The sequence below is a fragment of the Halovulum dunhuangense genome, assembly GCF_013093415.1.
GTDB lineage: Bacteria > Pseudomonadota > Alphaproteobacteria > Rhodobacterales > Rhodobacteraceae > Halovulum > Halovulum dunhuangense.
On sequence record NZ_JABFBC010000009.1, the window covers coordinates 1 to 17,200 of the forward strand.

The window sequence follows — 17,200 nt, forward strand, 5'->3', positions numbered from 1 at the left end:
GGGCCGCCTGAGCCGCATGGACGCGCTGCAGCAGCAGGCCATGGCCGCCGCGCAGGACGCCCGCCGCATGGGCCGCGCCCGCGCGATCGAGGCCGCGATCCGCCGGATCGAAGCGGGCGAGTTCGGATGGTGCGACGGCTGCGGCGACTTCATCGGAACCCCCCGCCTCGATCTCAACCCGACCGTGATGCGCTGCCGCGACTGCGCCAGCTGACAGCGCGCGCGGGGGCCGCTTGAGTGTCCTGCGCCCGGCGTTTCGGCCGGGCGCAGGGTGTTTCAGGGTCGAGGTCCGGCCTTAGCGCGGCTCGTTCATCAGGCCGCGCACGATGGCGTAGCAGGCGGCCAGCAGCACCAGCGTGAAGGGCAGCCCGGTCGAGACCGCCATCGCCTGCAACGCGACCAGCCCGCCGCCCAGCAGAAGCGCGACCGCGACCAGCCCCTCGACGATGGCCCAGAACACGCGCTGCACGACGGGGGCGTTGATCTTGCCGCCCGCGGCGATGGTGTCGATCACCAGGCTGCCGCTGTCCGACGAGGTGATGAAGAACACCAGCACCAGCACGATCCCCACCAGCGAGGTGATGCCCGTCAGGGGCAGCTGGGCCAGCATCTCGAACAGCTTCAGCTCCAGCGCCGCGTCCTGCACGGCGGTGACGCCAAGCTCGACCACCTGCGTGATGGCGGTCCCGCCCAGCGCGGTCATCCAAAGCACCGACAGAAGCGTCGGCACGATCAGCACGGCGAACAGGAACTCGCGCACCGTCCGGCCACGGCTGACGCGCGCGATGAACATGCCGACGAAGGGCGACCAGCTGATCCACCAGGCCCAGTAGAAGGCCGTCCAGCCCTGCACGAAATTCGTGTCCTCGCGGCCGAAGGGCATCGACAGCGCCGGCAGGTACTGCCCATAGGCCCCGAGGCTGGCAAAGAAGCCGGTCAGGATCTCGAGCGTGGGGCCGGCCAGGATGATGAACAGCAGGAGTGCCGCTGCAAGCGCCATGTTCACCTCGGAGAGCACCTTCACCCCGCCGTCGAGCCCGCGCACGATCGAGGCGATGGCAATGGCGGTGATGAAGATGATCAGCGCGATCAGCATGGTGTTGCTGGTGCCCAGGCCGAACAGGTAGTCGAGCCCGGCCGAGGCCTGCTGCGCCCCGATCCCGAGCGAGGTGGCGAGCCCGAAGATGGTGGCGAACACCGCGAGGATGTCGATGACATGGCCCGGCCAGCCCCAGACCCGTTCCCCGAAGATCGGGTAGAAGGCAGAGCGCAGCGTCAGCGGCAGGCCCTTGTTGTAGCTGAAGAGCGACAGCGCGAGGGCCACCACCGCATAGATCGCCCAGGGATGCAGGCCCCAGTGGAAGATGGTGGCGGCCAGCCCCAGCCGGCGCGCGGCTTCCGCGTCGCCCTCGGCCCCGCCCAGCGGCGCCCAGTCGGCGCGCACGCCGTCCTCGCCCATGGTGATGCCGCCAAAGGCGGTGGAGTAGTGGCTCAGCGGCTCGGACACGCCGAAGAACATCAGCCCGATGCCCATGCCGGCGGCGAACAGCATCGAGAACCAGCCGACATAGCCGTAATCGGGAACCGCGTCGGGCCCGCCCAGCCGGATCCTGCCCAGCGGCGAGACGATCAGGGCAAGGCACAGCACCAGGAAGATGTTGCCGGCCAGCAGGAAGAACCAGTCCAGCGTGCCGGTCAGCCAGTCGCGCAGGCCGGTGAAGGCGGGCTCGATCTCGGCCTGGAGGGCGAGCGTCAGGATGATGAAGGCCGTGATCGCCAGCGCAGACCAGGTGAACACCACCTGGTGGATGTCGAAGCTGAGGGTCCAGCTCTTTTCCAGGTTGTCCTGGCCGATCTCGTAATCGGTCTCGATGATCTCGGTCGCCCCCTCCGGCTCGGGAATGGGCTCGATATCGGGGACGATGTCCTCGGCTCCCTCGACCGCATCCTGTGCGGAGACCGGGGAACTGGTGGTGGGATCGCTCATTTCGGGCTTTCCTTCTTTGCTCATGCTTTGGCGCGCCCCATCCCGGGCGCGCATTCCGGCCCTGCCCACAACGGGGCACGAGCCATGATCCGAAGCGCGGGCGACCTGGCCCCGAACGGGGCAGGGCCGCCTGCAAGTCAAGTCAAGAACAGGGCGCGGCAGCGGCAATGCCCGGCCGCCGACCCCGATCGCATCGGCCAAGTCTAGCCTGTCCCGTCCCGACATTGAACCGCAACAGGCTGGAAATCCGGAAAAAGCCGCTTTGAAATTCGGGAAACTCCGGAATCTGCCATGACCGGCCGGGGGCATCTATGCTTTCCTGCGACTGTTTTCGCGGTGCCGGGGATTGTGTCCCGATCGCCTCACGCGATGTTTCCCGCCCCGGTCGCCGACAAGGATTGCCGCGGCCATGATCCTGGCGCAGGCTTCGGACGACAGAACGGCACAACGGACAAGGACGACGATCACCATGGCACGAAACTCTCTCATCCTCGCGTCGACGGCGCTTGCCCTGATCGGCGGCGCCGCCGCGGCCGAGACGTTCCGCTGGGCCGGCACCACCGATCCGCAGACCATGGATCCGCATGCCGCGAACCTTGCGCCGGTGACGTCGTTCCTGAACAACATCTACGAGGGGCTTGTGCGCCGCGACCGCGAGATGCGGATCGAGCCCTCGCTCGCCACGGCCTGGGCGCCGCTCGAGGGCGAGGATGGCTGGCGCTTCACGCTGCGCCAGGGGGTCCGCTTTCATGGCGGCGAGGAATTCACCGCCGACGACGTGCTGTTTTCCTACGAGCGGGGCCGGTCCGACAGTTCGGACGTGCGGTCCTGGTTCGCGCCCGTCACCGAGGTGCGGGTGGTGGATGACCACACCGTCGATTTCCTGACCGCCGGGCCGAACCCGCTCTTTCCCGACAGCATCGCGAATTTCATGATCCTCGACCGCGGCTGGGCCGAGGCGAACGGCGCCGAACTGCCCGCCCGCGACGAGGAGAAGCACACCACCCGCAACACGAACGGGACCGGGCCCTTCATCCTGACCGCCCGCGATCCGGGCGTGGATATCCGGCTCAGGAACAACCCCGACTGGTGGGACACGCCCGAGCACAACGTGACCGAGGCGATCTTCACCCCCATCGGCAACGCGGCGACCGGGCTTGCGGCGCTGCTGTCGTCCGAGATCGACATGCTCGCCCCGATCCCGATCCAGGACGTGGAGCGGCTGGGCCAGACCGACGGCATCCGCATCTTCGAGGGGCTGGAGGCGCGGGTCATCATGCTGGGCTTCGGCCACGACAAGGACAGTCTCACCTACGGGTCGGGAGACGTGGAGGTGAACCCCTTCCAGGACGTGCGCGTGCGCCGCGCCGTGGCCCATGCGATCAATGTCGAGGCGATCGACCAGGTGCTGATGGCGGGCAAGGCCGAGCCTGCCAGCCAGCTTCAGCCCGCGGGCCTGTCGGGCTATTCCGAGGCGCATGCCGAGCGCCCCGCCCATGACGAGGGCATGGCGCGCGCGCTGCTGGAAGAGGCGGGCTATCCCGACGGCTTTTCCTTCGGGCTGCGCTGCCCCAACGACCGCTATCTCAACGACGAGGCGGTCTGCCAGGCGATCACCGGCATGTTGCAGCGGGTCGGGCTGAACGCGCAGCTCGACGCGATCCCGGTGCGCACCTATTGGGACGAACTGCGGGCGGGCAATTACGACGTCTACCTTCTGGGCTGGTCGCCCGGCACCTTCGACGCCGAGCATCCGATGCGCTTTCTCGCCGCGACGCCCGACGGCACGCTTGGCAGCTGGAACTTCGGCGGCTACTCGAACGCGCGGATCGACGAACTTCTGCCGATGGTCCAGCAGGAACTGGACCCGGCGGCGCGGCAGGCCATGCTCGACGAGATGGCGATGATCCTTCAGGACCAGATGGCCTATGTGCCGCTCTACGAGGAGCCGCTGGTCTGGGCCGCGCGCGAAGGCATCGACCTGGTCCAGCGCCCGGACAACTTCTTCATGCTGCGCTGGGTGACGGTGGAATGACACGCGCCGTCTGAGCGCCTTCGGGGCAGGGGGCTTGCGCCGCCTTGCCCCAGATCAATGTCCGTGCCCGCCGGCCGTGCTGTGATCCCCGTGCATTCACGCAAGGAAGGAGCGCGCACATGGATCTGAGGTTCGACGGCAGGACGATCATCGTCACGGGGGGCGGTTCCGGCATCGGCGCGGCCACGGCAGAGGAACTCGCTGCAAGCGGGGCGACGGTGATCGTGGCCGACCTGGACCTGGCCCATGCCGGGGGGATCACCGACGGGATACGGGCAGCCGGCGGCAAGGCGCTTGCCTTCGCGGTCGATGTGGCCAGCGCCGACGAGGTAAGGGCCATGGTCGATTTCGCCGTCGCGCAGACGGGCGCGCTGCATGGCATCGTCAACAATGCGGGCATCGGCGGGCCCCAGGCGCCCACCGGAAGCTATGACCTGGACGGTTGGCGCAAGGTCATCGACATCAACCTGTCCGGCGTCTTCTACGGCATGCGCTTCGCGATCCCCGAGATCGAGAAGGCCGGGGGCGGGGCGGTGGTCAACGTGGCCTCGATCCTGGGCGCGGTCGGCTTTGCCAACTCGCCCGCCTATGTCAGCGCCAAGCACGGGATCCTGGGCGCGACGAAGAACGCAGCCCTCGAACATGCGGGCGGCGGGGTGCGCGTGAACGCGGTCGGCCCCGGCTTCATCCGCACGCCGATGGTCGAGGATGCGCTGGACGAGGCGACGCTGGCTTTCCTTGCGGGCCGGCACGCGCTGAACCGCATCGGGCGCCCCGAGGAAGTGGCGGCGCTGATCCTGTTCCTGCTGTCGGATCGCGCCAGCTTCATCACCGGGTCGTACCACCTGGTCGATGGGGGCTACACGGCGCAGTAGGCCGCTCAGCCCGGCAGGACCGCGCCCTCGCGCCCCTCGATCCAGCGGGCCAACGCCTCGTCCGCGCCGGTCGCGGCCTTTGCGCCCGGCCGGGCGAAGCTGCCGGCGGTGGCCTTGCGGGGGTTGAGCCGGGCCAGCGTCTCGGCCTGGCACACGGCGGCGGCGACGCAGTCGATCACCGGCACCGGCACCCGATCGGCCACCCGATGCGCCAGCCCCGCAAGCGGCGCGCCGGCCAGCACGATCACGTCCGCATCGCTGGCCGCCAGCGCCGAATGGCACAGCGCGACCAGCTTTTCCTCTTTCTCCACCTGCACGTCGCCGATGTCGCGGAAGGACTCGGTCAGGGTGAATATCCCCGCAAGCCGCCCCTCCAGCCCGTGCCAGGCGACGCATTCGCGGTACCAGGCTGTCAGCGCGTTCGAGAATGTCACGATGGCGAATTTCTGGCCCAGCATGCAGGCGGTCAGCATCCCCGCCTCGGCCAGCCCGATGACCGGCTGCGGGAACAACTCGCGCGCGGCCCCCAGCCCCGGGTCGCCGAAGGCCGCGATGATGGCCGCGTCATAGCCCGGCTGGTGACGCGCCAGCATCTCCAGCGCGACATGGCCGCCCAGCGCCGCCTCGGTCCGCGTGGCGATATAGGGCACGCCCCAGGGTGCCGTGTCGGTGACGATCTCCGTGCCGGGTGCTGCGGCCGCCTCGGCCGCCCTGCGGATCAGCGCGGTCACGCTTTCGGAGGTGTTGGGGTTGATCACAAGCAACCGCATCCTCGGTCTCCTCATTCTGTGGCGGCGGCGCTCAGGACGCCGCGGCCGGCCTGTCCTCGATCGCGTCGGCGATGATCTGTCCCGTCCGCCACACATGATCGCGCATCAGCGCGCCCGCATGGGCCGCGTCATGCGCCTTGAGCGCGTCCAGGATCATCCGGTGCTCCATCACCGAATCCTGCCAGCGCTGCGGCACGAAAAGCGCGAAGTAGCGCGCGCGGGACACCTGCGACAGCAGGATCCCGTGGGACGATACCAGCACCGCGTTGTGCGCGCCCGCGACGATGCGCTCGTGGATTTCCTGGTTCAGCGCGAAATAGGGCTTCAGGTCGCCCGCCTCGTGGCAGGCCTCCATCCGGGTCTGAAGCCTGTCGAGCCTGCGCAATTCCTCGGGCGTCAGGCGCAGCGCGGCGTGTTCGGCGGCAATGCGTTCCATGCCCGCGATCACCTCGAACAATTCCAGCGTCTGCTCGCGGCGCAGCGGCGCGATCACCGCGCTGCGGTTGGGGCGCAGCTCGATCAGCCCCTCGACCGCCAGGCTCTTGATCGCCTCGCGCAGCGGCGTGCGCGAGATGTCGAGCGCGTCGCACAGCGCCTGTTCCGATATCCGCTCGCCCGGTTTCAGCTGGCCATGCACGATCAGTTCGCGCAGCCGCTCGGCCACCTGCTCGTGCAGGGGGGCGCGCCGCAACTCCCTGACGGGCGGGCGGGGCATGCTTGCGTCCGTGTCGTCCTGCATCCGGCTTTCCTTCACCATCGGCCGTTCATTTCCGCGAATCGCGCCCCACGGGGGGAGTGGGCAGAATCGCGTCCGGCGCTGCTTTTGCACAGTGTTGATCCACATAAGCACATGAGGAAATTTATGAAATGAAAAAATTGTATGCAATATCCAAAATTTTGCGTATGAGATGAGCATGGCGGCCAGAATCCCTCCACCAAGGCGCGGCGGGGGCTGGTCAGCCGAAAGAAAGAACCGCAACGCTCGATCCGCCGTCGCCCGGGCCCTGCCCGGAAGGGGGGCGAACGAAACAGCGAGGACCAACAAGGGGAACATGATGGCCAAGAACTTCCTGATTTCGGGGCTGGCGGCGGGGGCGATCCTGCTGGGCAGCGTCGCGGCGCAGGCGCAGACGACCCTGCGCGTCGCCGGCAACTTCCCGGTCGAGCACACCGCCTCGGGCGCGATGGAGATCTTCAAGGAGCGGGTGGAGGAACTGACCGGCGGCGAGCTGGTGGTGCAGAACTTCCCCGCCATGCAGCTGGGCGGCGCCAACGAGAACGTGGACCAGGTCCGCTCGGGCGCGATCTTCGCGGTGTTCACCTCGATCGCCTACTTCACCCGCACCGTGCCGGAACTGGAGGCGGTCAGCCTGCCCTTCCTGTTCGAGAGCCGCGACAAGGCCTTCGAGGTGATGGACGGCCCCGTGGGCACCCTGATGGACGAGAAGCTGCTGGAAGAGGGCTTCGTCAACCTGGGCTACATGGAACTCGGTTTCCGCCACGCGACCAACAACGTGCGCCCGATCACCTCGGCCGAGGATTTCGCGGGCCTGCGCATCCGCCTGCAACCCAACGAGGTGCATCTCGACACCTTCCGCGCGCTCGGTGCGAACCCGCAGGCGATGGACGTGTCCGAACTCTACTCGGCGCTTCAGCAGGGCGTGCTCGACGGGCAGGAAAACCCCTACAACATCATCTCCACCCGCCGCTTCAACGAGGTGCAGACCTACCTGTCCGATACGGGCCACTTCTTCGACTTCATCAACGTGGTGGCGAACCGCGACGCCTTTGGCCGGCTTTCGCCCGAACACCAGGAGGCCGTGCGCACCGCCATGCGCGAGGCGGTGGAATGGCAGCGCAAGGAAGCCGCGGCGCTTGACCTGAAGTTCCGCGACGAGCTGATCGCCGCCGGCATGGAGTTCCACGCCATCACCCCCGAGGCCCGCGCCGGCATGCGCGAGGCGACCATGGGCATCGCCGAGGCGCTGAAATCCCGCGTCGATCCGGCGGTCATCGACATGGTGCTGGCGGAGAGCGTGGAATGACGCGCCTCGAAGGGGGGCCGGACTTGTCCGGCCCTCTCGCTTTCGTGGACCGGTTCGCCCGCGGGATCGACGTGCTGTCGCGCTGGGTCATCGTCGTGATGATGGCGGCCATGGCGATCCTGGTCAGCCTTCAGGTGTTCTTCCGCTATGCGCTCAACTCCTCGATCGACTTCGCGGACGAGGCGTCGCGCTTCTTCTTCGTGGCGGCGATCTTCCTTGCGCTGCCCCATGGCATCCGCCGCGGCGTGCATGTGGGCATCGACCTGTTCGTGAACATGATGCCGCGCGGCCTGCACACGGTGCTGTTCCGCATCAGCGCGGCCGCCTCGGCGGTGCTGATGATCGTCATTCTCTGGACAGGCGCGATCGCCACCGCCGACAAGTGGAACGAACTCATGCCCACCCTGCCCGTGTCGGCGGGGCTCTACTACCTGCCGGTGCTGTTCACCGGCTTTCACGGCTTTCTGCACCTGGTCGTCCTTGCCGTCGGCGGGCCTGCCTGCATGACCACGGAGTCCGAGACATGATCTGGCTGGTCCTGGCCGTTTTCGGCTTTCTCGCCGTCATCGGCATGCCGCTCGCCTTTGCCCTGGGGTTCGCCGGGCTGGCGGGGCTTCAGTCCATCGGCTTCGAGCTGGTGATCCTGCCGCAACGCATGCTTTTCGCGGTCAACAGCTTTCCGCTGATGGCCATTCCGCTGTTCATGCTGGCGGGCGAGCTGATGGTGAAGGCGGGCGTCATGGACCGGCTCATCACCTTTGCCAACAGCCTGGTCGGTCGCGTGCATGGCGGCATCGCCAATGTCGCCGTCATCGCCGGCATGGTGCTGGCCGCCGTCACCGGCGCGGCCGTCGCCAGCGCCAGCGCGCTCGGCTCGACGCTGGTGCCGTCCATGCGCAAGCATTACCCCGACAGCTATTCCAGCGCGGTCATCGCCTCGGCGGCCAATCTCGGCCCGGTGATCCCGCCCTCGAACGCGATGATCGTCTACGCGCTGATGGCCGGCTCGTCCGTGTCGGTGGGCGGCATGTTCATGGCCGGCGTGGTGCCGGGCATCATCCTGACGCTGGGCTTCATGGGGCTGGCAAGCTTCATCTCGTGGCGGCGCGGCTACACGCTGACGGGCGATCCGGTCACGCTGCGGAACGTGCTGACCCAGACCCGCCGCGCGCTGATCATCCTGCTCATGCCGATCATCGTGGTGGGCGGCATCGTCGGCGGCATCTTCACCGCGACCGAGGGTGCCGCGATCGCCTGCGTCTACGGCGCCTTCATCGGCTTTTTCGTCACCGGCCAGCTGAAGCTTGCGGACCTGCCGGGCTGCCTGTTCCGCGCCGCCGTCACCGCGTCGATGGTGGGCGCGCTGATCGCCTTCGCCTCGGTCGTCACCTTCGTCTTCACCATCGAGATGCTGCCGATGAAGCTGACCAACGCGGTGCAGGCGCTGACCGCCGATCCGCTGATCTTCACCCTGCTGGTGATGCTCATGCTGATCGTGGTGGGGATGCTGGTCGAATCCAACGCGGCCTACATCATGCTGGTGCCGCTGTTCGCGCCGCTGGCGATCAGCTACGGGCTCGACCCGCTCTATTTCGGGTTCCTCTTCATGTTCAACCTGGTGATCGGGATGATGACGCCCCCGGTCGGCGTGCTGCTCTTCGTGATGAGCGGCATCACCCGGGTGCCGATGGGCAAGCTGATCGTCGAGGTGTGGCCCTTCGTCCTGCTTCAGTTCGGCGTGCTGATCCTGTGCCTGCTGGTGCCCGAGCTGGTCCTGTGGCTGCCGCGCGTGATGGGGTTCTGAGCCATGGACGCACCGATCCTGGACCTGCTGATCGAGGGGGCGGTGGTGCTGACCGCCGACCCCTCGGCCCCGGTGCTGAACCCGGGCCGCATCGGCGTGACCGGCAACCGCATCACGCATCTGGGCCCCGCCGAAGGCGCGGCCCCGCCCGCGCGCGAGGTGATCGACGCGCGCGGCCATGTCGCGATCCCGGGGCTGATGAACGTGCACACCCACGCGATCCTGAGCATGGTGCGCGGCGTGGCCGAGGACATGGGCTTTGCCCCCGCCTACACGCCCGGCGTGCCCCATGGCCACGACGTGACCGAAGCCGAGGCCGTCGCCATGGCGCGGCTGGGCGCGCTCGAGGCGCTGAAATTCGGCTCGACGCTGATCAACGACAGCTTCGTGCACCAGGAACTGACGCTGCCCGCGATGGCCGATCTGGGCATCCGCGCCTGGGGCTGCGGGCGCATCCACGACGTGGATTTCAGCCGCGTGCACCTGAAGGAATGGACCTATTCCGACGCGATCGGCGCCTGGACGCTGGACCTGGCCGAAAGCCTTTACGAGACCTGCCATGGCAAGGCCGATGGGCGGATCGGCGTGCACCTTGCCGCGCATGCGCCCGACACCTGCTCGCGCCGGCAGCTCGAACGGGTGCGCGATCTGCGCGACCGCACCGGCCTGCGGACCGCCACCCATCTGTGCCAGAGCCGGATCGAGGTGGAGACCGTGCGCGAACGCGACGGCATGAGCCCGCCGGAACTGCTGGACGAGGTGGGGCTGCTCGACGACCGGCTTCTGTCGGCGCATTGCATCTTCGTCACCGACAGCGACATCGAACGCATCGGCCGGGCCGGGATGCATGTGGCCCATATCCCCAAGGGCAACGCCACCGGCGCCACCATCGCGCCCACCGACAGGCTGCGCGCGGCAGGCGCGCGCCTGACGCTCGCCACCGACAACATGCATGCCGACATGGTCGAGGTGATGCGCTGGGGGCTGAACATGGGCCGCATCCAGCGCGGCGCGATCAGCGACGACTGGCAGCCCGAAACCGTGTTCGCGATGGCGACCATGGGCGGGGCGCGGGCGATGGGGCTGGAACATGAGCTGGGCTCGCTCACCGAGGGCAAGAAGGCCGATATCGTGCTGCTCGACTACCGCCGCCCGCACCTGGTGCCGCTGATCGACCCGCTGGGCAATCTCGTGCACACCGCGCAGGGCCGCGACGTGCGCCATGTCGTGGTGGACGGCCGCATCGTGCTGCGCGACGGCCGCTCCACGCTTGCGAACGAGGACGAGATCCTGCGCGACGCCCAGCGCGCTGCCGAGGCGCTGTGGTCGCGCGCCCGCGCGGAACTGGCACGGATGAAGGGAGAAAGGCGATGACCCGGCATGACCTGGTGATCCGCGACGGGCTGATCGTGACCGCCGCCGACAGCTACCGCGCCGATATCGGCATCAGCGCCGGCCGGATCGCCGCCATCGGCACCGGGCTTTCCGGGGCCGAGAGCATCGACGCCGCCGGCCTGTGGGTGTTGCCGGGCGGGGTGGACGCCCATGTCCACCTGTCGCAGCCCACCTCGGACGGGACGGTGATGGCGGATGATTTCGAAAGCGGCACCCGCGCGGCGGCGGCGGGCGGCACCACCACCGTGCTGCCCTTCGCGTTGCAGGCCCGCGGGCAAAGCCTGCGCGAGGCGGTCGCGGCCTACCACCGCGAGGCCGAGGGCAAGTGCCATGTCGATGTCAGCTTCCACATGATCGTCACCGACCCCACGCCGCAGGTGCTGGGGCAGGAACTGCCCGCGCTGGTGCGCGAGGGCTATCGCAGCTTCAAGGTGTTCATGACCTATGACGACCTGATGCTGAACGACCGCGAACTGCTGGAGGTGTTCGACGTCGCGCGCCGCGAGAACGCGCTGGTGATGGTCCATGCCGAGGGCCATGACGCCATCCGCTTCATGACCGAAAAGCTGGAAGCGGCGGGCAAGACCGCGCCCTATTTCCACGCAAGGGCCCATTCCGCCATCGCCGAGCGCGAGGCGACGCACCGCGCGCTCGCCCATGCCGAACTGGTCGACGTGCCGATCGTGATCGTCCATGTCTCGGGCCGCGCGCCCCTGGACGAGATCCGCGCCGCGCGCAGGCGGGGCCACCGCGTCCATGCCGAGACCTGCCCGCAATACCTGGTCCTGACCGAGAATGACCTTAAGGGGCTGAACATGGATTTCGAGGGGGCGAAATATGTCTGCTCGCCCCCGCCCCGCGACACCGAAAGCCAGCAGGCCGTCTGGGAGGGGCTGGCCGATGGCAGCTTCGACATCTTCTCCTCGGACCATGCGCCGTTCCGTTTCCAGGGGCCGGCGCATACGGGCAAGGACAATCCGCGCGCGCGCACCTCGTTCAAATGGGTGCCGAACGGGCTGCCCGGCGTCGAGACGCGGCTGGTGATCCTGTTCTCCGAGGGGGTCTCGAAGGGCCGGATCACCCCCGAACGCTTCGTCGCGCTGACCGCGACCAACCCCGCGCGGCTTTACGGGCTTTATCCGCGCAAGGGCTCGATCGTGGTCGGCGGCGACGCGGACCTGGTGCTCTGGGATCCCGGCGTGCGGCGGACGATCCGGCAGCAGGATCTGCACCACGGCTCGGACTACACCCCCTACGAGGGGATGGATGTCACCGGCTGGCCGGTCCGCACCCTGCTGCGCGGGCGGACGGTGATGCAGGACGGCCAGGTGATGAACCGGCCCGGCGACGGGATCTATCTGGACCGGACCGGCTGAGGGGGCGGGGCGGATGCCGCCCGCTCACGCAATCGTTGAGCCTGCCGGCCGTCGTTGCCAGCGGGGCGAAAGCTGCATAGAGTGCAGAGCGGTTGCCGTCCCACTCCTCTAAGGTCCAGACTTATGAAAACTCTCATTTTTTCCACCCTTTTTTCCGCAGGCCTGCTGTTTGCGGCCGGTGCCGCCCAGCCGGCCTTTGCCAACCCGCTTCTGACCGGGCTCGCGCGCACGGGGCTGTCGCAGGCGGATGTGGACATCATGGTCCGCGAGGGTGCCGCGCTCTATACCCGCGGCGACGTGCAGGTGGGCGATGACACGGTCTGGTCCAACCCCCAGACGCGAGCCCATGGCCTGGTCGAGGTGACGGCCGTGGCGGGCGATTGCGTGACACTCGGCTACAAGTTCCGCACCGCAAGCCGCGCCGGGGTGCAGCAGTATGTCAGCCGGCGCTGCCGCATGGCCGACGGCCGCTGGCAGCTGACGCCGTGATCCGGCGGGCCGGATGCGGGCGCGCCCGCTGGTGATCCGTGACCATGGCATCGCCTGAGCAGGTCCGCGACCCGGACGGGGCAGGGGTCGCGCGCTTCCTCGCCCCGCTTCAGGGCGGCGGGGTCGTGCTGGGCGCGATCCTGTTCTCGCTGTCGCTGACGCCGTCGCTGGTCCCGCGCGAGCCGATGGTGCAGGGGCTGCTGGGCGGGCTTGTCTTCTCGGTGGGCTACGCGACCTGGTTCGGGCTGGTCACGCTGTTTCGGTGGCTGGGGGTCCGGCCCCTGCCGGCGGATGCAAGGCGGATCGTCATGCGCGTCTGCCTGGGGCTTACCGGGCTTGGCACGGCGATCTGCCTGTGGCGCAGCGCGGACTGGCAGGACTCGGTCCGGGCCGCCTGGGGCCTGCCGCCGACGGATACCGGCGCGCCGCTGATCGTGCTGGCGCTGGCGGCCGCGATCTTCGTGGTGCTGCTGTTCTTCGGGCGATCCTTCCAGCTGCTGGCAAGCGATGGCAGCCGACGCGGCAGACGCTTCCTGCCGCCACGGGTGGCGAACCTGCTGGGCGGGCTTGCGGCGCTGGCGATCTTCTGGGCGGTGGTGGACGGCGTGGGGATGCGCTACGCGCTGCGCGCGATCGACAACGCCTCGCAACTGGCCGACGCGATCGTCGCGCCCGACCTGGCCCGGCCCGGGGATCCGCTGAAATCCGGCAGCGCCGCATCCCTGGTCGGCTGGGAGGATCTGGGCCGCTGGGGCCGCGACTTTGTCAGCTCCGGGCCGGAAGCGGCGGAAATCGGCGCCTTCTGGAACGCGCCCGCGAAAGAGCCGATCCGCGTCTATGTCGGGCTGAACGCCGCCGAGACCCCCGAGGCGCGGGCGCGCCTTGCCTTCGACGAACTTCTGCGCGTGGGCGGGTTCGAGCGTCGCACCCTCGTGATCGCCATGCCCACCGGCTCGGGCTGGCTGGATCCGGGCGCGATGGACAGTCTCGACTACATCACCCGCGGCGACGTGGCGACGGTGTCGGTGCAGTACAGCTACCTGTCCAGCCCCGTGTCGGTGATCGTCGATCCCGAGCACGGTCTGGCCGAGGCGCAGGCGCTGTTCGACCTGGTCTATCGGCACTGGACCGGACTGCCCGCCGACGCGCGGCCCGGCCTCTACCTGCACGGGCTCAGCCTTGGGGCGTTCCTGTCGCAGGAAACCGTGCCGCTGCTCGATGTGCTGGGCGATCCGTTCCAGGGCGCGATGTGGACCGGCTCGCCCTTCCTGAGCGGGTTCTGGAACATGGTCGTCACCCGCCGCCAGCCCGACAGCCCGGCCTGGCAGCCGCGCTTCGGCAACGGCTCGCTGATCCGCACCGCCAACCAGGACGCGCGCTTTGCCCGGTTCGACGCCGACTGGGGGCCGATGCGGCTGGTGTTCCTGCAATATGGCAGCGATCCGATCGTGTTCTTCGACTGGTCGCTGGCCTGGCGGGCGCCCGACTGGCTGACCGGCCCGCGCGCCCCCGACGTATCGCCCAAGATGCGCTGGGTTCCGGTGGTCACCCTGTTGCAGGTGGGCGTGGACATGGCCGTGGCGCTGGGCACGCTGGGCCATGGCCACGACTATGTAGCGCGGCACTACATCCCCGCCTGGGCCGCGACGCTCGCCCCCGAGGGCTGGGATGCCGCGACCGAGGCGCGGCTGGTCGAGCATCTGCGCGACCTCGTCCCGCGCTGAGCCGCGTCACCCGGTCAGAACCTCCAGGTGACGCCCAGCAGCGGCCCGCTCATGCTGCCCTCGAACTCGGTGCCGCCGTCGTCGTAATCCAGGTAGAGATGCCGGTAGCCCGCCGACAGGTACAGGTTTTCGGTCGCCTTGTAGTTGGCCGTGGCGACCACCTGCCAGGTCAGGTCCGAGCCGACGCCGAAGCCGCCCAGATCCGCATAGCCGATCACGGACCAGCGCGGCGAGACGCGGAAGTTGCCGCGCACGGCCAGGATCGGATCGACGAAGGATTTCTCGGGCGAGACGCTGACCCCCGCCAGCGGAACCGAGACCGAGCCCTCGATGCGCCAGGCGCGCGCGCCGGCCATCAGGTCGATCGCGCGGCCCGCCTCGTCCACCATCCGGCGGCCCGCGGCCAGCGTCAGCGAGCTTTGCGTGAACTCGCCGCTGGCAGGGGCGCCCGGCGGCACCAGCCCTTCCTTCGAGGAAGAGGAATAGCTGAAATCGCCAAGGAACACCGTGCGATCGCGCCTTGCGTAGCCGGTCACGAAAAAGGCGGCGTCCAGATCCTCCAGCACCTCGGTGAAGGACTTGTCGAAGGACAGCGTGGGCGCGCCGGCGAAGGGCGTCAGATCGCCGCCGATCCCGGCGCCCCAGCCATAAAGCGTGAGCTGCGCGTTCCAGTCCGCGCCGGATGTCTGCGCCTGCGCCGCACCGGCAAGCGCCAGCGCGCCAGCGGTCAGTGCGGCCCCGATGCGGGAAAGTCTCTTGCTCGTCATCACAGGGTATCCTTGTGGATGCGGCCGCCCTTCATGATCAGCCGCAGGGTGTTGTCCGGATCGCCGAGGAAGGACAGGTCCGTGGCTGGATCCCCGTCCGTCACCAGCAGGTCGGCCAGCGCGCCTTCGGCGATGACGCCCAGACGCCCGGCATAGGGGCTGCGCGGGCCCGACAGCGAAAGCAGCTCGCCCGCATCCCCGGTCGCCATGCGCAGCGCCTCGAGCGGGGACATGAAGCGCGCAAGCTTCGAAAGCTGGCGCCCCTGGCTGGCCGCGCCCGCCGGGTTGAACAGGATATCGGTGCCAAAGGCCATGCGGACCCCTTCGGCGCGCCCCTCCTCAAAGGCACGCACGGTGCCCTCGGCCACCTGCCGCTGCTTGGCGATGCTGGCCGGATCGGTGTAGGGGTTCGCGTCCTCGTCCGCGAGGAAGGGCTGGATCGACCACCACGCGCCCTCGTCGCGCATCATGCGGATCGTCTCGCTGTCGGCAAGCTGGCCGTGCTCGATCGACTTCACGCCCGCCCGCACCGCGCGCTGGATCCCCTTCGAGGTGTAGACATGCGCGCAGACATAGGTGCCCCAGTCGGCCGCGGCGCGCACCGCCGCCTCCATCTCCTCCTCCAGGTACTGCGTCGCATCGAGCGGATCGTAACGCGACGCGACCCCGCCGCCCGCCATGATCTTCAGCTGGCTCGCCCCCTTCATCAGCTGCTCGCGGGCGCGGCGCAGCACCTCGTCGCGCCCGTCCGCGATGGCGGCGGCGCCGATCCGCTCGCTGTAGCTGGCGGGATCGCCGGGCATCCGGGGCAACTCGCTCGGCAGCCGGAAGTCGCCATGGCCCGAGGTCTGCGACAGCATCGCCCCCGACGGGAAGATCCGCGGCCCCGCCACCGCCCCCTGGTCGATGGCCAGCTTCAGCCCGAAGGCCGGCCCGCCCACGTCGCGCACGGTGGTGAAGCCGCGCATCAGGGTGGCCCCCGCCTCGCGCCCCGACATCAGGTGCACGAAGCCCAGGTCCTGCGTCAGGGCGACGATCTGGCTGACGCCCACCAGCGTCGAATGCCAATGCGCGTCGATCAGGCCCGGGATCACCGCCCGCCCGCCGCAGTCGATGCGCTGCGCCTCGGCCGGGCCCTGGCCCGCGGGGGGCAGCGCCTCGATCCGGCCGTCGCGCACCAGGATGTCGCGCCCCTCCTGCAACTGGCTGCCGGTGCCGTCGAAATAGCGCAGGTTGGTCAGCAGAAGCGGCTGGCCGGGGGCCTGCGCCCGGACCTCGCGCGGTTGCAGGCCGAAGCCCGCGAACATTCCCACCACCGCGGCGGACCCGCCCAGGAAGGCGCGGCGCGACAGGTCGGCCTCCAGCCGGCGCATCGCGGCCTGGGTCTTCGGCGCGCCGCACAGGCAGGGATCTATGCCGGCTGCCCCGGAAAGGGCGGTCTCGTAGCAGGACATGCACATGGATGGGTCTCCTTGCGGGGGTCAGCCCCGGGGCTGCGTCATGGGGCGGCCCGGGCCGGGGAAATGGCCATCGGGTCGGAAGGGGGATGGGGTCGGAAGGGGCGCGGGGTCGGAAGGGGCATGGAGGGCGGCGATCCGACAGTCGGTCCCGCGACTGGCGCGGGGCGGCCAGGCAGAAGGGGCGGCCAGGGCTTTCGGGGGGACGGTCTGCCGACTCACTCTGACCTGCCGCGGAAATTCATCGAAGAAAAACTTGGCGTTGACGATAGGTCGAAACATCCGCCCGATCAATTGCCCTCGTGGGGCCACGGGTAACGTCCGCGTGCGCGGGAACAGGGGCGGGGTCCGTCACGCCGCCGACGCCGCGCGGTGAGACGGCCATCCCCCGTCGCCGCGCCGGGCATGCCACATGCCCCGGGGAAAGGCCTGCCGCGTGTTTGTGTTGTTGATGTCAGGCGATGATGTTTCTGGGA

Annotated in this window: 15 protein-coding genes; 10 read left to right on the plus strand and 5 right to left on the minus strand. The window is 68.9% G+C overall.

Annotation, left to right across the window (positions count from 1 at the left end):
- Positions 1-214, plus strand: a 214-nt coding sequence (locus HMH01_RS17410) for a TraR/DksA family transcriptional regulator (protein ID WP_171327079.1), incomplete at its 5' end; no start/stop codon positions are given.
- Between the two features lie 81 nt (positions 215-295).
- Here the strand turns inward: HMH01_RS17410 and HMH01_RS17415 are convergent.
- On the minus strand, positions 296-1,987 hold the full coding sequence (locus tag HMH01_RS17415) for a BCCT family transporter (RefSeq protein WP_216366916.1): 1,692 nt from the start codon (positions 1,985-1,987) through the stop codon (positions 296-298).
- Between the two features lie 469 nt (positions 1,988-2,456).
- Here HMH01_RS17415 and HMH01_RS17420 point away from each other — a divergent pair, with 469 nt between their 5' ends.
- Positions 2,457-4,022, plus strand: a complete 1,566-nt coding sequence (locus HMH01_RS17420) for an ABC transporter substrate-binding protein (protein ID WP_171327081.1) — start codon at positions 2,457-2,459, stop codon at positions 4,020-4,022.
- A gap of 119 nt (positions 4,023-4,141) precedes the next feature.
- Complete coding sequence (locus tag HMH01_RS17425; RefSeq protein WP_171327082.1) at positions 4,142-4,897, plus strand: SDR family NAD(P)-dependent oxidoreductase; 756 nt, start codon at positions 4,142-4,144, stop codon at positions 4,895-4,897.
- A gap of 5 nt (positions 4,898-4,902) precedes the next feature.
- Here the strand turns inward: HMH01_RS17425 and HMH01_RS17430 are convergent, their stop codons facing one another.
- Positions 4,903-5,667, minus strand: coding sequence for an aspartate/glutamate racemase family protein (locus HMH01_RS17430; protein ID WP_171327083.1), 765 nt, complete (start codon positions 5,665-5,667; stop codon positions 4,903-4,905).
- A 31-nt stretch (positions 5,668-5,698) separates the two neighbouring features.
- Positions 5,699-6,406, minus strand: coding sequence for a GntR family transcriptional regulator (locus HMH01_RS17435; RefSeq protein WP_171327084.1), 708 nt, complete (start codon positions 6,404-6,406; stop codon positions 5,699-5,701).
- A gap of 316 nt (positions 6,407-6,722) precedes the next feature.
- On the opposite strand from HMH01_RS17435, the gene HMH01_RS17440 reads away from it, so the two are divergent.
- From HMH01_RS17440 to HMH01_RS17470, 7 genes are all read left to right on the plus strand, one after another.
- Positions 6,723-7,712, plus strand: a complete 990-nt coding sequence (locus tag HMH01_RS17440) for a TRAP transporter substrate-binding protein (protein WP_216366917.1) — start codon at positions 6,723-6,725, stop codon at positions 7,710-7,712.
- Complete coding sequence (locus HMH01_RS17445) at positions 7,709-8,239, plus strand: TRAP transporter small permease (RefSeq protein WP_171327086.1); 531 nt, start codon at positions 7,709-7,711, stop codon at positions 8,237-8,239. Before HMH01_RS17440 ends, HMH01_RS17445 begins: the two co-directional genes overlap by 4 nt.
- Positions 8,236-9,516 carry a TRAP transporter large permease gene (locus HMH01_RS17450; RefSeq protein ID WP_171327087.1) on the plus strand — a complete coding sequence of 427 codons (1,281 nt, stop codon included), beginning with the start codon at positions 8,236-8,238 and terminating at the stop codon, positions 9,514-9,516. Before HMH01_RS17445 ends, HMH01_RS17450 begins: the two co-directional genes overlap by 4 nt.
- A 3-nt stretch (positions 9,517-9,519) precedes the next feature.
- Entirely contained in the window at positions 9,520-10,890 is a 1,371-nt protein-coding gene (locus tag HMH01_RS17455) for an amidohydrolase family protein (RefSeq protein WP_171327088.1), read from the plus strand.
- Complete coding sequence (gene hydA, locus HMH01_RS17460) at positions 10,887-12,287, plus strand: dihydropyrimidinase (protein ID WP_171327089.1); 1,401 nt, start codon at positions 10,887-10,889, stop codon at positions 12,285-12,287. Before HMH01_RS17455 ends, hydA begins: the two co-directional genes overlap by 4 nt.
- Positions 12,288-12,410: 123 nt before the next feature.
- Positions 12,411-12,776: a hypothetical protein gene (locus HMH01_RS17465; protein ID WP_171327090.1), complete on the plus strand. Its 366-nt coding sequence runs from the start codon at positions 12,411-12,413 to the stop codon at positions 12,774-12,776.
- 44 nt (positions 12,777-12,820) lie between these two features.
- On the plus strand, positions 12,821-14,500 hold the full coding sequence (locus HMH01_RS17470; RefSeq protein WP_171327091.1) for an alpha/beta hydrolase: 1,680 nt from the start codon (positions 12,821-12,823) through the stop codon (positions 14,498-14,500).
- Positions 14,501-14,514: 14 nt separating this feature from the next.
- Here HMH01_RS17470 and HMH01_RS17475 read toward each other — a convergent pair whose 3' ends face one another.
- Both HMH01_RS17475 and HMH01_RS17480 read right to left on the minus strand, forming a co-directional pair.
- On the minus strand, positions 14,515-15,267 hold the full coding sequence (locus tag HMH01_RS17475) for a porin family protein (RefSeq protein WP_171327092.1): 753 nt from the start codon (positions 15,265-15,267) through the stop codon (positions 14,515-14,517).
- Positions 15,267-16,727, minus strand: coding sequence for a metal-dependent hydrolase family protein (locus tag HMH01_RS17480; RefSeq protein ID WP_171327093.1), 1,461 nt, complete (start codon positions 16,725-16,727; stop codon positions 15,267-15,269). The genes HMH01_RS17475 and HMH01_RS17480 overlap by 1 nt, the downstream gene beginning before the upstream one ends.
- Between the last annotated feature and the right edge of the window lie 473 nt (positions 16,728-17,200).